We start from the raw sequence: 15,828 nt of genomic DNA, 5'->3' as shown, positions 1-15,828 counted from the left end.
CCGCTCGTCACGCGGGTGGCGGCTGCCGGCGCACGAACTGGGCGGGCCAGACGAACCGGCGGAACGCCCACCAGCGGAACGCCATCCCGACCAGGGTGCCCACGATCTGTCCGGCGACGAAGTCGGAGAACTCCTGGGTGACCAGCGAGACGAACGGCTCCTGCAGCTCGAGGACGTAGCGCGAGATCCACAGTGGAGCCGAGTAGACCGCGACCCCGACCCCGCTGATCAGGAAGAACAGCGCGGCCTCGTGATGGCGCTCGCGCCCGCCCCGGGTGCGGAACGACCACTCCCGGTTCAGCACGTACGACACCATCGTGGCGACCAGCACCGCCATCACCTTCGCGGTGACCGGCTTGGAGTCCAGCACGGTGGTCTTGAGCAGCAGGAACACCACGGTGTCGATCACCCAGGTGCTGCCGCCGACCATCAGGAACTTGATCAGCTCACGGTGGTGGATGGCCTTGTCCCGGTACGGCTGGGGGATCCGCGCGAGCGTCGCCTCCACCACCGTCACGCGATCGATCGTGCCAGATTAGGCTCCCCGTCCTGTGGAGAGGGTTGAGACGTCGAACAGCGGCATGCCCGTCGTCGGCATGGTCGGCGGGGGGCAGCTCGCCCGGATGACCGCGCAGGCCGCCGTCGCGCTCGGTCAGACGTTGCGCGTGCTGGCCGCCGCGGACACCGATCCGGCGGCCCGGGTGACCCCGGACGTCGTGCTCGGGAACCCGGACGACGGCGCGGCGCTGCGCGAGCTCGCGACCGGCTGCTCGGCGGTGACGTTCGACCACGAGGGCGTCCCGCAGGAGGTGCTGGCCCCGCTGGCCGAGGCCGGGATCCCGCTGCGGCCGCCGCCGTCGGCGCTGGTGCACGCGCAGGACAAGCTGGTGATGCGCCGCCGGCTCGCCGGGATGGGGCTGCCGGTCCCGGCGTTCGCGGAGGTCACCGGGCCCGCGGACGTCACCGCGTTCGGCGACGCGCACGGCTGGCCGGTGGTGCTCAAGGCCACTCGCGGCGGCTACGACGGCCGGGGCGTGTGGTTCCTGAAGGAGGCCGGCGACGACCCGGCAGCGCTGGTGACCGAGCTCCTCGCGGCGGGGACCCCGCTGCTCGTCGAGTCCGCGGTGCCGATGGTCCGCGAGCTGGCGGCGAGCGTCGCCCGGTCCCCGTACGGCCAGGCCGCCGCCTGGCCGGTCGTCGAGACCCTGCAGGTGGACGGCCAGTGCGCCCGGGTGACCGCGCCCGCGCCGGGCCTGTCCGACGACGCCGCCGGGCACGTCCAGGAGCTGGCGCTGCGGATCGCCGCGGAGCTGCGCGTGATCGGGCTGATGACGGTCGAGCTGTTCGAGACCGCCGACGGCGGGGTCGTGGTGAACGAGCTCGCGATGCGCCCGCACAACTCCGGGCACTGGACGATCGAGGGCTCGGTCACCTCGCAGTTCGAGCAGCACCTGCGGGCGGTGCTGGACTACCCGCTCGGTGCCACCGCGCCGGTCGCGCCGGTCGCGGTGATGGCGAACGTCCTCGGCGCCTCGGCCGAGCCGGCGATGACGATGGACGAGCGGCTGCACCACTGCTTCGCGCGGTTCCCGGACGCGAAGGTGCACCTCTACGCCAAGGACGGCCGCCCGGCCCGCAAGATCGGGCACGTGACCGTGCTGGGCTCCTCGCAGGAGGCCGTGCGGGAACGGGCCGAGCTGGCCGCGACCTGGCTGGCCACGGCTACCTGGGCCGACGGCTGGTCGGCGCACACGGGCGGCACCACGGACGACCCCAGGGAGGACTCCTGATGGCCGGACCCACCGCGACGGCGCCCCGGGTGGGCGTGGTCATGGGCAGCGACTCGGACTGGCCGGTGATGAGTGCCGCAGGCGGCGTGCTGGACGACTTCGGCGTCTCCTGGGAGGTCGGCGTCTACTCCGCGCACCGGACCCCGCAGCGGATGCTGGACTACGCGGCCTCGGCCGCCGACCGCGGTCTGCAGGCGATCGTCGCCGGGGCGGGCGGCGCGGCGCACCTGCCCGGCATGGTCGCCGCCGCCACGCCGCTGCCGGTGATCGGTGTCCCGGTTCCGTTGAAGTACCTGGACGGGCTCGACTCGCTGCTGTCGATCGTGCAGATGCCGGCCGGGGTGCCGGTGGCCACCGTCGCCGTCGGGAACGCCCGCAACGCCGGCCTGCTCGCGGTGCGCGTCCTCGGCGCCGGGGACCCGGCGCTGCGCGCCGCCATGATCGAGTACCAGGCGGACCTGGAACGGTCCGTGCTGGACAAGGACGCGACCCTGCGCGCCACCGCCCGCGGCGAGGACAGGTGATCGTCCATCGGGCGGTCGCTGCGGCCACGGTCGTCCGGGGTCGCCGCCCGATCGCCGATCACCTGGGCCTGCGCCGAAATTCCCATGGCGCCGCCGCCGATCACGTGCGTACGGTGTCGGCACACGGGAAAGGAGGTGGTCCAGCCGATGAGCTACAGGACACGTGAGGTGGCTGTCCGCTAGCACCACGTTCTACCGGGCGGGATCGGTCCCGCTCCGGAGACGGTCGTGGAAGCCGGTGTGGTGCCGGCAATTCCAGGCAGTCGCCCGTGATCCCCGGGTCCGAATCCAGTCCGGTTCGGCATGCGCACCCCGGTGCGGCCCGGGGATCACGCATGTCCGGGGCCGGCGATCACGGGCCGCGGCATCAGCCGGTCCGCCGCGTTCACCCCCGTTCCAGGGCCCGGGCCGCCCGTTCCAGCCGGCGGGTGACGCCCTCCAGGTCGGGCTCGGTCGTCGCCCCCTCCAGCGGCAGCATCGGCGCCACCGTGCGGAAGTGCTCGACGCAGGCGGGGACGTGCCGGCTCCGGGCGCCGTCGGCCAGCCAGCGCCGCAGGGCCTGGTTGTGTGCCGCGACCAGGGCCGCCGCGGTCACCGCCGCCCGCAGCTCGCCGTCCGGCTCTCCGGCCATCCGGGCGGTCAGCTCCCGGGTGAGCAGTCGCCGGTAGTGCTGCACCGACGCGGCCTCCCGGTCCCGCAGCGCAGGCACCTCCCGGATCAGCGCGAACCGCTGCCGGGCCACCTCGGCGTCGTCGGTGTAGAGCTCGAAGACGGTCTCCGCGGCACGCAGTGCCAGCGACCGTAGCGGCTCGTCCGGGTGCGCGGTGTCGAACACCTCGGCGATCCGGGCCAGCCCGCGCCCGTGGTCCGGCGAGAGCGCGTCCTCCTTGCCGCGGAAGTAGCGGAAGAACGTCCGGCGCCCGACGCCTGCCGCGGCCGCGATGTCGTCGACGGTCGTCTCGTCGTAGCCGCGCTCGGTGAACAGCCGGGCCGCCGCCGCGACCAGCTCCCGGCGGAGCTCCGCGCGGCCCTCGGGGGAGCGGCCGCGGCGGCTGGCGGGAGTGCTGTTCGTCATGGCACTGAGGGTAGCAACACCGTTGTTCGGTGGCACTGCGTGCCGTTAGGGTGGGTCGTATGAACAGCGATTTCGACAGCTACCAGCTCAGCGAGGAGCACCAGGCGCTGCGCGAGGCGGTGCGGGACCTGGCGGAGAAGGAGATCGCGCCGCACGCGGCCGACGTCGACGAGCAGGGTCGTTACCCGACCGAGGCCCGGGACGCGCTGGTCCGGGCCGGGTTCCACGCGGTGCTCATCCCGGAGGAGTACGGCGGTCAGGGCGCCGACGAGCTCGCCGGCTGCATCGTGATCGAGGAGGTCGCCCGGGTGTGCGCGTCGTCCTCGCTGATCCCCGGCGTGAACGGACTCGGGCTCACCCCGATCCTGCTGTCGGCCTCGGACGAGCTGAAGAAGCAGGTGCTGCCGTCGGTCGCGTCCGGCGAGGCGATGGTCAGCTACGCGCTGTCCGAGCGGGAGGCCGGTTCGGACGCCGCGTCGATGAAGACCCGCGCCCGTCGGAACGGCGACGACTGGATCCTGAACGGCACCAAGTGCTGGATCACCAACGCCGGCGAGTCGACCTGGTACACCGTGATGGCGGTGACCGACCCGGAGCGCAAGGCCGGCGGGATCTCCGCGTTCGTGGTCCACTCCGACGACCCCGGCTTCGTCGTCGGCTCGAAGGAGCGCAAGCTCGGCATCCACGGCTCGCCGACCCGCGAGATTCACTTCGAGGACTGCCGCATCCCGGGCGACCGGATCATCGGCGCCGAGGGGACCGGCTTCAGGACCGCGTTGCGCACGCTCGACCACACCCGCCCGACGATCGGCTCGCAGGCCGTCGGCATCGCCCAGGGCGCGCTGGACATCGCCACCGGGTACATGAGGGAGCGCAAGCAGTTCGGGCAGGCGCTGGCCGAGTTCCAGGGCCTGCAGTTCATGCTGGCCGACATGGCGATGAAGGTCGAGGCGGCCCGCCAGCTCTGCTACGTCGCCACCTCCCGGGCCGAGCGTGGCGAGCCGGACCTGGGCTTCATCTCCTCGGCCGCGAAGTGCTTCGCCTCGGACACCGCGATGTCGGTGACCACCGACGCGGTCCAGCTGCTCGGCGGGGCCGGCTATACCCGCGACTTCCCGGTGGAGCGGATGATGCGGGACGCGAAGATCACCCAGATCTACGAGGGCACCAACCAGATCCAGCGCATGGTGATGGCGCGCAGCCTCCTCAAGTGACTCGCTGCAGACCCCTCGGCCCGTCCACACACCTGCTGCAACGGGTGTGACGACGGCCCGCGGGGTGTGACGCGCGGGGTGTGGAGTGGCGGCGTCAGAGTATGAAGCCGAACAGCGGGCTGTCCGGCGGGATCTGCTCGATGTGCGGGGGAGCCTCGTCCATCCGCTTGACCAGCGCGGCGAGGTCGTCCGGCGACCCGAGCTCGATACCCACCAGCGCCGGGCCGGTCTCCCGGTTCGAGCGCTTGGTGTACTCGAACAGGGTGATGTCGTCGTCCGGGCCGAGGACGTCGTCCAGGAACCGGCGCAGGGCGCCCGGCTCCTGCGGGAACTCGACCAGGAAGTAGTGCTTGCGTCCCTCGAAGACCAGCGCTCGCTCGACGATGTCGGCGTACCGGCTGACGTCGTTGTTCCCGCCGGAGAGCAGGCAGACCGTGTGGGCGTCGCGCGGGATGTCCAGCCGGTCCAGCGCGGCCGGAGAGAGCGCCCCGGCGGGCTCGGCGATGATCCCGTCGGTCTGGTAGAGCGCCAGCATCTCGACACAGATCCGGCCCTCGGGCACCGCGACCAGCTCGACGCCGGAGTCGCGGACCACGTCGAACGTCGCGGCGCCGACCTTGCGGACCGCCGCGCCGTCGACGAACGGATCCAGCGAGCCCAGGTCGACCGGGGACCCGGCCTGCACCGCGGCGGCCATGCTGGCCGCCCCGGCCGGTTCCACCCCGACGATCCGGGTGCCGGGGGAGTGCCGGCGCAGGTAGGTGATCGCGCCGGCGAGCAGCCCGCCGCCACCGACCGGGACGACCAGGACGTCCGGCGGGTCGGCCAGCTGGGCCAGCACCTCCCGGGCGATGGTTCCCTGACCGGCCACCGTGCGCGGGTCGTTGAACGCCGGTACCTGGGTGGCCCCGCTCGACTCGGCGTCGGCGCGCGCGGCCGCGGCGGCCTCGTCGTAGGTGTTGCCGACCACCCGGACCTCGACGGCGTCCCGGCCGAGCCGCGCGACCCGGTCCCGCTTCTGCCGGGGCGTGGTGCCGGGCAGGTAGACGCGGCCGCGCACGCCGAGCCGCCGGCAGGCGAACGCCACGCCCTGCGCGTGGTTCCCGGCGCTGGCACAGACCACGCCGGCGGCCCGGTCGGCCTCGGAGAGCTGGGCGATCAGGTTGTAGGCGCCGCGGACCTTGTAGGAGCGCACCGGCTGCAGATCCTCGCGCTTGACCCAGACCTCGCCGTGCAGCGCGTCGGACAGCCGCGGGTTGAGCTGCAGCGGCGTCGGGCCGATCACCGCGTGCAGCCGTTCGGCCGCGGTGTCGACGTCCCGTGCGCTCACCGGGCCATCGGGCCCGGTCTCGGTGCTGGCGTTCACGGTCGACCAGCATCTCACGGCGCCGGATCCCCGCTCACACCAGGCAGGGCCGGTGCAGCTGGCGCGCTCCTCGACCGCCGGGCCTCAGGGCAGCCGTGCGGTGCAGCGTTCGGTCTCGGCGCGCCGCGCCAGGACCGCGGGGTCGTCCGCCGGGTTGACCGTCTGCACCAGCGACCCGCCGGCGGCGAGCACCGCCAGCAGCCCGTCGCGCAGGCCGTCGGCGGTGTCCCAGGCCGCCGTCGAGTGGACCCGGGATCCCTCGGACAGGCCCAGCGCCGCGGCCCGGTCCCGGGCGGCGGCCAGCACCGCGGACCCCGGCTCGCCGTCCCAGGCCGGCGCGTCGCCGTCCACCGGGTCCCACGGGACGAACTCGTCGCCGTGCACCCGCACCTCGGTCGCGAAGTCGACCGTCCCGGACGGCAGCCCGGTGAGCCCGCCGCCGAACGCGTCCAGCGAGAACGCCACGACGCCGTCCGGTTGGGCCGCCAGCGCGGTGTCCAGCCGGGCGGCGTCGGCCAGCACCCACTCGGCCGACGACGGGTCGCCCACCAGCTCCGCACCGCACGCCCAGACGGCGAGCAGGGCCGCGGCCGTCTGCCAGTGTGCGGGCAGCAGCACCGTCACCCGCGTGCCCGGCTCCACATCGCACTCGTCACGCAGCAGGTTCGCCGCCTTCGCGGTCCAGTTCGCCGTGGTGGTGCCGGACAGCTCCATCCGCTCGCCGGTGGCGTCGTCGTAGTGGGTGAGCAGCGGCCGGGCCGCGGACCCACCGAGTGCAGGGCCGAGCAGGGCGTCGGTGAGGTACAGGCCGGAGCCGAAGACGGGTGACATCGAACGGACCGTACCGAGCGCGGCGCGGTCCCGGTCGAGAGGTCGCTCGGTGCCGATGTTCGCTCCGCGAGCTCCGCTCGGTGCCGATGTTCGCTCCGCAAGCTCCGCTCGGTGCGGATGTTCGCTCCGCGAGCTCCGCTCAGTGCCGATGTTCGCTCCGCAAGCTCCGCTCAGTGCCGATGTTCGCTCCGCGAGCTCCGCTCAGTGCCGATGTTCGCTCCGCAAGCTCCGCTCAGTCGATGCAGGGCACCCCGCCGGCCGTGATCGGCGGCGTGCTCGGCGCCGCCGACGAGGCGGGCGCGGTGTCCGCGGGCGATCCGCCGGTGCCGGGACCGCTGAAGTCGGTACCGATCAGGACCTGCACCCGGCCCTGTGCCACCCCGTCGGACTGCTCGACGCCGACCCCGCCGAGGGCGTCGGCGACCCGGCGGGCCGCGGCGTCGCCGTCTGCCTGGCTGTAGCGCACCACCGACGTCGTGCGGTCCGGGGCGTTGCCGACCTCCCCGGTCGCGATGCCGTTCTGCCCGAGGGTCCCGGCGACGTCCGCGGCGAGCCCGGTGGCGCCGGACCCGTTGGCGACGTCCGCGGTCACCGGCGCGGGCGGTGGGACCTCCTCGGAGTCGGCCGCCTCCGAGGGATCGGCCTCCGGCTCCGGAGCCGGCTCGGTGTGCCGGGCGACGAAGTCCTGCACCTGAGCCGGATCGACGGTGAGCACGTCGCCGCGACCGCTGTCCCGCGACTCCCCGGTGGGGATGGTCAGGAAGTTCATCTCGCCGGCCGCGATGTCTGAGGCCTGACGGGCGAAGGCCAGCACGTCCCAGCCGCTGTCGAGCACGACCGACTGCTGCACGACGTCGATCAGTGCGGAGAGCTTCGACGGGTCGCTCAGCGTCCCGGACGACAGCACCTTGTTCGCCACCGAAGCCAGGAACACCTGCTGCCGGTTGATCCGGGACAGGTCGCCGCCGGCCAGGCCGTGCCGCTGCCGGACGAACGCCAGCGCGTCCCCACCGGAGATCGTCTGCGGACCGGCCTGGAAGTCCGCTCCGGACAGCTCGTCGTGGACCGGTGCCTTGAGGCACACGTCGACGCCGCCGATCGCCCGGGTCAGGTTGTAGAAACCGAGCAGGTTCACCTCGGCGAAGTGGTCGACGCCGAGCCCGGTGAGGTCCTGCACCGCCCCGAGCAACGCCTGCCGCCCGGCCTGCGAGGACTCCTGGTCGATCCGCTTCGGGTCGGTCATCCCCTCGGACGCCAGCCGGGACGCCGCCTCGGCCTTGGTCTGCGGGTACGCCGCGTTGATCTTGTTGCGGCCCAGCCCGGGGATCTGTACCTCGGAGTCGCGCGGGATCGAGAACGCCGTCGCGCTGCCGCCGTCCTCCGGGACGTGCACCAGGATGATCGTGTCCGAGTTGAGGACGCCGGACTCCGCGCCGCTGCGCAGCTGGGCCAGCACCTCGTCCGGGAGCGGGTTGCCCTGGGCGTCGGTCCGGCTGTCGACACCGACCAGCAGGATGTTCTGCCCGTCGCCGGACGTGCCCCCGAAGATCACATTGGTGGTGCTGATGCCACCGGTGACGTCCCGGTAGAACGTCCAGACCGCGCCGGTGAGCAGGACGGTGAGCGCGGACAGCACCGCGACCCCGACCCGGAGACGGTGCAGCAGGCGGCCGCCCCGCGCCGTGGAGCCACGACGCTGGTCCCGGGCGCGCCCGGGCGCGTGACGGCTCCACGACGCGGGGTCGCCGGCGGGCGGGCGGGCGGCCCGCCGGGCGGCGGCCCGCTCGGCCGCGGGGGGACGCGAGGACGACGGGCGAGGGCCACGGGCGCGCGGGTCGCGGGGTCCGGACACGTCGTCTCCCTCCGTGACTGCTCCGCGGCCCGAGGGCCGGTGGTTCGTGGGCGGTGATGGGCGGCCGGAGGCGCGCATCCGGCCTCGTTCAGGGTGCAACATTCGGACCCCCACCGGAGCCCCTCGGGGCACGCGTGTCGGCAGCATCCCCCGGACGCCGGACGGGATCGAACCTTGAGGGTGACGATGCCCGGAACGGCGTCGGTGCTGGTCGGAACGCGTCGACGGGTCCGGTGCGGGCATCGGAACGGGGCCGCCGATGACGGAGTGTGATCTTCGCGGGAGCGATCGTGCGGTCCCGCCCGTCCGGCGGCCACCGGGCCTCGCTAGCGTGCACCGGGTGCAGGCCGTGCAGACCGCCACCGCGCGCTACGGCGACGGCGTCGCCGTGGTCACCGTGACCTACTCGCCCGGGGCCACGCTGGACACCTTCCTGGACTCGCTGGCCGGGGCCACCGCCCGCACCGACGTGCCGGTGGTGCTGGCCGACAACGGCTCGGTCGACGGCGTCCCGGAGCGCGCCGCCCGGGAGCGCCGGGGCGTCGAGTTCCTGCCGATCGGCGAGAACGTCGGCTACGGGGGCGGCGCGAACCGCGGTGTCGCCGCGCTCGGCCCGGAGTACGGCTGGGTCGTCGTCGCGAACCCGGACCTGGAGTGGCTGCCCGGTTCGCTGGACACTCTGCTCGACGCCGGGCACCGGCACCCGCGGGCGGGCGCGCTGGGCCCGCTGATCCGCGAGCCCTCCGGGACCGTCTACCCGTCGGCGCGGGCGGTGCCCTCGCTGGTGGCCGGGGCCGGACACGCCGCACTGGGCCCGGTCTGGCCGGGCAACCCGTGGACGACCGCCTACCGGCGTTCCGGGGAGGACCTCACCGAGCGCGACGCCGGCTGGCTGTCCGGCTCCTGCCTGCTGCTGCGGCGCGCCGCGTTCGACTCGGTGGAGGGATTCGACCCGCGCTACTTCATGTACTTCGAGGACGTCGACCTGGGCGAACGCCTCGGCCGGGCCGGCTGGCGCAACGTCTACGTACCCTCGGCGGAGGTCGTCCACGTCGGCGGGGTGTCCACCGGCAAGCCGGAGGTGTCGGCGCGGATGCTGGCCGAGCACCACCGCAGCGCCTACCGCTACCTGGCCGATCGGCACCCGGGCCGGCGGAACGCGCCGTTGCGGGCCGCCGTCCGGGCGGGCCTGGCGGTGCGGGCCGGACTGGTGGACCGCGGCGCGCGCTGAACCGGAAGCACTCCGGACGACACGACACGACACACGGAGGGGGAACCGCTGTGCAGGACGTCGAGGCGGTCGTTCTGGTCGGGGGCAAGGGCACCCGGCTGCGACCACTGACGCTGTCGGCGCCCAAACCGATGCTGCCGACCGCGGGGGTGCCGTTCCTGGCGCACCTGCTGTCCCGGATCCGGGAGGCCGGGATCCGGCGGGCGGTGCTGGGCACCAGCTACCTGGCCGAGACCTTCGAGGAGCACTTCGGCGACGGTGCGGCGCTCGGGCTGGACCTGACCTACGTCACCGAGGACGAGCCGATGGGCACCGGCGGCGGGATCCGCAACGTCGCCGGGAAGCTCTCCGCCGAGCACGTGATGATCTTCAACGGGGACGTGCTGGCCGGCACCGACCTGCGGGCGGTCGCCGACACCCACCGCAGCACCGGCGCCGACGTCACGCTGCACCTGGTGCGGGTGCAGAACCCGCGGGCGTTCGGCTGCGTGCCCACCGACGCCTCCGGCCGGGTCAGCGCGTTCCTGGAGAAGACCGAGGACCCGCCGACCGACCAGATCAACGCCGGGTGCTACGTCTTCCGCCGCGCGATCATCGACAACATCCCCGAGGGACGCCCGGTGTCGGTGGAGCGCGAGACGTTCCCCGACCTGCTGGCCTCCGGGGCGCACGTGCAGGGGCACGTCGACGTCGCGTACTGGCGGGACATGGGCACCCCCGGCGACCTGGTGCACGGCTCGGCCGACCTGGTCCGCGGGGTCGCGCCGTCCGCGGCCCTGCCCGGCCCGACCGGCGAGGTGATGCTGCTCGACGGGGCCGAGGTCGCCGCGGACGCGTTCGTGTTCGGCGGCACCACCATCGGTCGCGGCGCCCGGGTCGGCTCCGGGGCCAAGATCGAGGGCTCGATGCTGTTCGACGGCGCGGTCGTCGCCGCGGGTGCGGTGGTGGAGAACTCGGTGATCGGCGCGGGCGCGTTCGTCGAGGAGGGCGCCAGCGTGCGGGACACCGTCGTGGGCGACCGCGCGGTGATCGGCGCGCACTGCGAGCTGCGCAACAACATGCGGATCTGGCCGGACGTGTCGCTCCCGCCGCACGGGGTCCGGTTCTCGCCGGACGTGTGAGGGCGGCGGCGGTGCTCGACCGCGAGTGGCGCCCGCCGTTCCCGCTCGACCTGCACGGCGTGCTGTCCCCGCTGCGACGGGGGCGCGGCGACCCGACGTGGCGCACCGAGGGCGACGGCGGCGTGATCTGGCGGGTGTCCACCACCCCGGCCGGGCCGGCCACCGTCGCGATCCGGCGCCGGGCGGGCGGGGGCGAGCACGGCACCGTGCGGGCCACCGGCTGGGGGCCGGGCGCGGCCTGGGAGGTCGACCGGCTGCCCGCACTGCTCGGCGACGACGACGAGCCGGCCGCGTTCGTCGCGCACCACCCGCTGGTCGCCGACGCCGTGCGCCGGCGTCCGGGTCTGCGGATCGGCTCGTCCGGGCGGGTGTGGGACGCGCTGCTGCCCGCGGTGCTCGAGCAGAAGGTCACCGGCACCGAGGCCAAGCGGTCGTTCCGGGAGCTGGCCCGCCGCTTCGGCGACCCGGCACCCGGGCCGGCCGGGATCGTCCCGGACGGGATGCGGGTCCCGCCGACCCCGCAGCAGGTGCGCGCGATCCCGGACTGGGAGTGGCACCGGGCCGGGGTGGACCACGCCCGGCGCTCCGCGATCCTGCACGCCGCCGTCGTCGCCCACCGGCTGGAACACGCCGCCGAGCTGGGTGGCGAACCGGGCCGGATCCTGCTGCGCCGGATCCGCGGGATCGGCGTCTGGACCGCGGCGGAGATCGCGCAACGGGCCTGGGGTGACCCGGACGCGGTCAGCTTCGGCGACTTCCACATCCCGAACACCGTCGGCCGGGCGCTGCTCGGCCACGACCTCGACGACGCCGGGCTGCTCGAGGTGCTCGCCCCCTACGCCCCGCAGCGCCAGCGGGCGGTGCGCTACATCGAGTCGTCCGGTTTCCGGCGGCCCCGGTTCGGGCCGCGGTACTCCCCGCGCGACTACCGCGGGATGTGAGCTCCGGGAGCCGACGTAGGGTCGCGACCGTGAAGGTCACCGTTCTGGTCGGCGGGGTCGGCGGGGCCCGCTTCCTGCAAGGGGTCAAGGCCGCACTGGGCCTGCCCGCGATCGGGCCCGGGCGGGCGGGCGGGGACGCCGGCCACCCGCACCAGGTCGACGCCGTGGTCAACGTCGGCGACGACATCTGGTTGCACGGCCTGCGGGTCTGTCCGGACCTCGACACCTGCATGTACACCCTCGGCGACGGCATCGACACCGGCAAGGGCTGGGGCCGCGCGGGCGAGACCTGGTCGATCCGCGAGGAGCTCGCCGCCTACGAGGCCGAGCCCACCTGGTTCGGGCTCGGCGACCGGGACGTCGCCACGCACCTGGTCCGGACCCGGATGCTGCGCGCCGGCTACCCGCTGTCCCAGGTCACCGAGGCGCTCTGCCACCGCTGGCAGCCTGGGGTGCGGCTGCTGCCTGCCTCCGACGACCGGGTCGAGACGCACGTGGTGATCGACAATCCGGACCTGGGCCCTGCGGGTGACGAACAGGACGCCCCACCGCAGGTGGCGATCCACTTCCAGGAGTGGTGGATCCGGCACAAGGCGGTGCCGCCGGCGCACCGGTTCGCCTCGGTCGGCGCCGACACGGCCGCGATCCTGCCCGCGGCGCGGGCCTCGATCGCCGAGGCCGACGTGGTCCTGGTGGCGCCATCGAACCCGGTCGTGAGCATCGGCACGATCGTCTCGGTGCCGGGGGTGCCGCAGGCGCTGGCCGCCACGCCGGCCCCGGTCGTCGGGCTGTCCCCGATCGTGGGCGGCCGCCCGGTGCGCGGGATGGCCGACGCCTGCCTGTCCGCGCTCGGGGTCGAGACCTCCGCGGAGGGCGTCGGGCGGCACTACGGCGGGCGCGGCGAGGGCGGCCTGCTCGACGGCTACCTGGTGCACACCGGGGACGCCTGCGAGGTGCCCGGGGCGACCGTGCGCGAGGTGCCGCTGCTGATGACAGACACCGACGCCACCGCCGGGATGGCCCGGGCCGCGTTCGACCTGGCAGGCGTCCGCGTTGACTGAGCCGGCCGGTGAGTTCCGGGACCACGCGTCGGCCGCGCTGCAGATCCTGCCGGTCCCCGGACTGCCCGAGTTCCGGCCCGGTGACGACCTCGCCGGCGCGCTCGCCGACGCGCTGGACTGGCTGCGTGACGGCGACGTCGTCGTCGTCACCAGCAAGGTGTTCTCCAAGGTGGAGGGCAGGCTGGTCCCCGCGCCGGAGGACCTCGACGAGCGGGACGCGCTGCGCCGCAGCCTGATCGACGCCGAGACCGAGCGGATCCTGGCCCGCCGCGGGCGGACGCTGATCGTCACCGGGAAGCTCGGGATCGTGCAGGCCGCGGCCGGGGTGGACGGCTCGAACGTGCGCCGCGACGAGCTCGCCCTGCTGCCCGCCGACCCGGACGCCTCGGCCGCCGCGCTGCGGGACGGGTTGCGCGAGCGGCTGGGGCGCGACGTCGGCGTCGTCGTCACCGACACGCTCGGCCGGACCTGGCGGGTCGGGCAGACCGACGTGGCGATCGGCTCGGCCGGGGTCCCGGTGCTGCACCGCTACGGCGGCGCCGTCGACGCCCAGGGCAACGACCTGCTGGTCACCGAGATCGCGCTGGCCGACGAGATCGCCGCGGCCGCCGACCTGGTCAAGGGCAAGCTCGGCGCGCTGCCGGTCGCCGTGGTGCGCGGCATGACCGTCGACGACGACGGCAGCTCGGCCCGCGACCTGGTCCGGCCGGTCGCCGAGGACCTGTTCTGGCTGGGGACCGAGGAGGCGATCGCCCGCGGCCGCCGGGAGGCCGTCCTGCTGCGCCGCAGCACCCGCGACTTCGCCGACGAGCCGGTGGACGCCGACGCGCTGCGCCGGGCCGTCGGGACCGCGCTGACCGCGCCGGCGCCGCACCACAGCACCCCGTTCCGGTTCGTGTGGCTGCGCGACCCGGCGCGGCGGACCGCGCTGCTGGACGCGCTGCGCGCGCGCTGGCGGGCGGACCTGGCCGCCGACGGCCGACCGGACGACGAGATCGACCGGCGACTGGCCCGCGGCGAGCTGCTGCGCCGCGCGCCGGAGCTGGTGCTGTCGTTCCGCTCTCGGGAGGGGATGCACGACTACCCGGACGCGGCCCGGGGCGCCGCCGAGCGGGACATGTTCACCGTCGCGGGCGGTGCCGCGGTGCAGGCCCTGCTGGTCGCGCTGGCCGCCGAGGGCCTGGCGTCCTGCTGGGTCGGCTCGACGATCTTCGCGCCGGATGTGGCGCGGGCCGGTCTCGGCCTGCCGGACGATTGGGAGGCGCTCGGCGCGGTGGCCGTCGGGGTGCCGGCCGAGCCGTTGGAACCCCGCACCCCCCGCGACCCCGCAAGCGGGCTGATCGAGCTGTGAGTCCCGCATGAACGGCGGGAGCGCGTGGTAGCCCCGGCGACCGCGGCCGGTGAGCTGGCCGCATGGGAGCCGTCGGGCGAGGCTCAGCGGGCACTGCAGCACGCCCTGCTGGCGTTCCTCGACGCCCGCCCGGACGACGCCTGCGACCGCTCCTGCGTCCCCGGCCACCTGACGGCGTCCGCGCTGGTCCTCGACGCCACCGGTGAGCACACCCTGCTGACCCTGCACCCGCGGGTGGGGCGCTGGATCCAGCTCGGCGGGCACTGCGAGCCCGGAGACGCGAGCCTGCGCGCGGCGGCGCTGCGCGAGGCCACCGAGGAGTCCGGGATGGACGGCCTGGAGATCGCCGAGCACCCGCTGCACGTGGACGTGCACCCGGTGACCTGCTCGCTCGGCCGGCCGACCCGGCACCTGGACGTCCGCTACCTGGTCCGCGCGCCGTCCGGTGCGCAGCCGAGGATCAGCGACGAGTCGCTGGACCTGCGGTGGTGGCCGGTGGACGCGCTGCCCGCCGGCAGCGACACGGTCCCGGCGATGGTCGCCGCAGCGCGGGTCTGACCCGTTACAGGTAGCGCCAGAAGAACAGCGCCTGGAACCCGGCACCGGCCAGGTCGGCGTCCCCGCCGACGGCCGCGTAGAGCACCTGGGTGCCCGCGAAGAACGCCGAGCTCACCCCCGGCACGAACAGCAGCACCGCCAGCAGGGCCAGCGGCGCCCACGGCCGGACCCTCGCGCCCAGCCGCTGCGCGTCCGGCGGCAGGTACGGCTCCAGCGCGCCGTAGCCGTCCAGCCCGGGTACCGGCAGGATGTTCAGCACGAACGCGACGACCTGGAACAGCGCGAGCGCGGAGAGCCCGGCGGCCAGCGTGGCCGGCATCGGGACCAGCGCCACCGCCAGGACCAGCACCACGCCCAGCAGCAGGTTCGCCAGCGGGCCTGCCAGCGACACCCAGGTCCGCCAGGCCCGCGAACGCAGCGCCCACTGGTTGATCCACACCGCGCCGCCGGGCAGCGGCAGGCCGCCGATCAGGAAGATGAGCAGCGGCAACACGAACGAGTAGCCCACGTCCGTGTAGCGGCGCACGTCGAGGGTGAGATATCCCTTGGCCGCCACCGAGGTGTCGCCGCCGCGGTAGGCGACGATCGCGTGCCCGAACTCGTGCAGGCACAGCGATACCGCCCAGCCGGCGAGCACGAGCAGGAACACGCCCCCGATGAACAGCGCCTCCGACTGCACCGGTACCGCGGCCACCGAGAGCACCCCGCCGAGTGCGGACACACCGACCAGGAGCAGGAACCACGGGCTGACACGACGGGTGAGAGATGGCACGTACCCATCCTCCCGAACGCCCTAAACATCCGCGCAGGCGGACTCACTCGTTCGGCAGAGTTGGCTTGCTTAGAGCGAACGTCAGCGCTGTACTTACAGTGGTGTCATTCGCCGGTTCGTTGCGGGGAGGTGGGGCGAGTG

15 protein-coding genes are annotated in these 15,828 nt (G+C 74.4%); 9 read left to right on the top strand and 6 right to left on the bottom strand.

Translation table 11 applies throughout. From position 1 onward, the window contains the following. Positions 1-7: 7 nt before the first annotated feature. Positions 8-517 carry a GtrA family protein gene (locus ACLFMI_RS08175; protein WP_410947143.1) on the bottom strand — a complete coding sequence of 170 codons (510 nt, stop codon included), beginning with the start codon at positions 515-517 and terminating at the stop codon, positions 8-10. A gap of 34 nt (positions 518-551) precedes the next feature. Here ACLFMI_RS08175 and ACLFMI_RS08170 point away from each other — a divergent pair, with 34 nt between their 5' ends. Beyond that, the gene (locus tag ACLFMI_RS08170; protein ID WP_410947142.1) at positions 552-1,790 is read left to right on the top strand and encodes a 5-(carboxyamino)imidazole ribonucleotide synthase; all 1,239 of its coding nucleotides are present in this window, start codon (positions 552-554) and stop codon (positions 1,788-1,790) included. Continuing rightward, positions 1,790-2,314: a 5-(carboxyamino)imidazole ribonucleotide mutase gene (purE, locus tag ACLFMI_RS08165; RefSeq protein ID WP_410947141.1), complete on the top strand. Its 525-nt coding sequence runs from the start codon at positions 1,790-1,792 to the stop codon at positions 2,312-2,314. The genes ACLFMI_RS08170 and purE overlap by 1 nt, the downstream gene beginning before the upstream one ends. 385 nt (positions 2,315-2,699) lie before the next feature. On the opposite strand, the gene ACLFMI_RS08160 is transcribed toward purE, so the two are convergent. Continuing rightward, positions 2,700-3,389, bottom strand: coding sequence for a TetR family transcriptional regulator (locus ACLFMI_RS08160; RefSeq protein ID WP_410947140.1), 690 nt, complete (start codon positions 3,387-3,389; stop codon positions 2,700-2,702). Between the two features lie 59 nt (positions 3,390-3,448). Between ACLFMI_RS08160 and ACLFMI_RS08155 the strand changes: the two genes are divergently transcribed. Then, the gene (locus ACLFMI_RS08155; protein WP_410947139.1) at positions 3,449-4,603 is read left to right on the top strand and encodes an acyl-CoA dehydrogenase; all 1,155 of its coding nucleotides are present in this window, start codon (positions 3,449-3,451) and stop codon (positions 4,601-4,603) included. A gap of 94 nt (positions 4,604-4,697) precedes the next feature. On the opposite strand, the gene ilvA is transcribed toward ACLFMI_RS08155, so the two are convergent. The 3 genes from ilvA to ACLFMI_RS08140 form a co-directional block, all read right to left on the bottom strand. Further along, positions 4,698-5,933 carry a threonine ammonia-lyase IlvA gene (ilvA, locus tag ACLFMI_RS08150; protein WP_410947325.1) on the bottom strand — a complete coding sequence of 412 codons (1,236 nt, stop codon included), beginning with the start codon at positions 5,931-5,933 and terminating at the stop codon, positions 4,698-4,700. A 120-nt stretch (positions 5,934-6,053) separates the two neighbouring features. Then, positions 6,054-6,800 carry a TIGR03089 family protein gene (locus ACLFMI_RS08145; RefSeq protein WP_410947138.1) on the bottom strand — a complete coding sequence of 249 codons (747 nt, stop codon included), beginning with the start codon at positions 6,798-6,800 and terminating at the stop codon, positions 6,054-6,056. A gap of 232 nt (positions 6,801-7,032) precedes the next feature. Further along, the gene (locus ACLFMI_RS08140; RefSeq protein ID WP_410947137.1) at positions 7,033-8,652 is read right to left on the bottom strand and encodes an LCP family protein; all 1,620 of its coding nucleotides are present in this window, start codon (positions 8,650-8,652) and stop codon (positions 7,033-7,035) included. Positions 8,653-8,983: 331 nt separating this feature from the next. Between ACLFMI_RS08140 and ACLFMI_RS08135 the strand changes: the two genes are divergently transcribed. Genes ACLFMI_RS08135 through ACLFMI_RS08110 form a run of 6 tightly spaced genes read left to right on the top strand, consistent with a single transcriptional unit; the run spans position 8,984 to position 14,915 of the window. Beyond that, complete coding sequence (locus ACLFMI_RS08135; RefSeq protein WP_410947136.1) at positions 8,984-9,883, top strand: glycosyltransferase family 2 protein; 900 nt, start codon at positions 8,984-8,986, stop codon at positions 9,881-9,883. Positions 9,884-9,933: 50 nt separating this feature from the next. Beyond that, positions 9,934-11,004 carry a mannose-1-phosphate guanylyltransferase gene (gene manB / locus ACLFMI_RS08130; protein WP_410947135.1) on the top strand — a complete coding sequence of 357 codons (1,071 nt, stop codon included), beginning with the start codon at positions 9,934-9,936 and terminating at the stop codon, positions 11,002-11,004. An 11-nt stretch (positions 11,005-11,015) separates the two neighbouring features. Continuing rightward, positions 11,016-11,945, top strand: coding sequence for a DNA-3-methyladenine glycosylase family protein (locus ACLFMI_RS08125; protein WP_410947134.1), 930 nt, complete (start codon positions 11,016-11,018; stop codon positions 11,943-11,945). Positions 11,946-11,974: 29 nt separating this feature from the next. Beyond that, positions 11,975-13,006: a 2-phospho-L-lactate transferase gene (cofD, locus tag ACLFMI_RS08120; RefSeq protein WP_410947133.1), complete on the top strand. Its 1,032-nt coding sequence runs from the start codon at positions 11,975-11,977 to the stop codon at positions 13,004-13,006. Further along, positions 12,999-14,357, top strand: a complete 1,359-nt coding sequence (locus tag ACLFMI_RS08115) for a coenzyme F420-0:L-glutamate ligase (protein ID WP_410947132.1) — start codon at positions 12,999-13,001, stop codon at positions 14,355-14,357. The genes cofD and ACLFMI_RS08115 overlap by 8 nt, the downstream gene beginning before the upstream one ends. 24 nt (positions 14,358-14,381) lie before the next feature. Continuing rightward, entirely contained in the window at positions 14,382-14,915 is a 534-nt protein-coding gene (locus tag ACLFMI_RS08110; RefSeq protein WP_410947131.1) for an NUDIX hydrolase, read from the top strand. Between the two features lie 4 nt (positions 14,916-14,919). Here ACLFMI_RS08110 and ACLFMI_RS08105 read toward each other — a convergent pair whose 3' ends face one another. Beyond that, positions 14,920-15,687: a site-2 protease family protein gene (locus ACLFMI_RS08105; protein WP_410947130.1), complete on the bottom strand. Its 768-nt coding sequence runs from the start codon at positions 15,685-15,687 to the stop codon at positions 14,920-14,922. Positions 15,688-15,828 lie beyond the last annotated feature (141 nt).

The organism is Pseudonocardia nantongensis, from assembly GCF_046546495.1.
Taxonomy (GTDB): domain Bacteria; phylum Actinomycetota; class Actinomycetes; order Mycobacteriales; family Pseudonocardiaceae; genus Pseudonocardia; species Pseudonocardia nantongensis.
The sequence above is the reverse complement of the archived record's forward strand: the minus strand, read 5'-3'. Positions and strand labels throughout refer to the sequence as shown.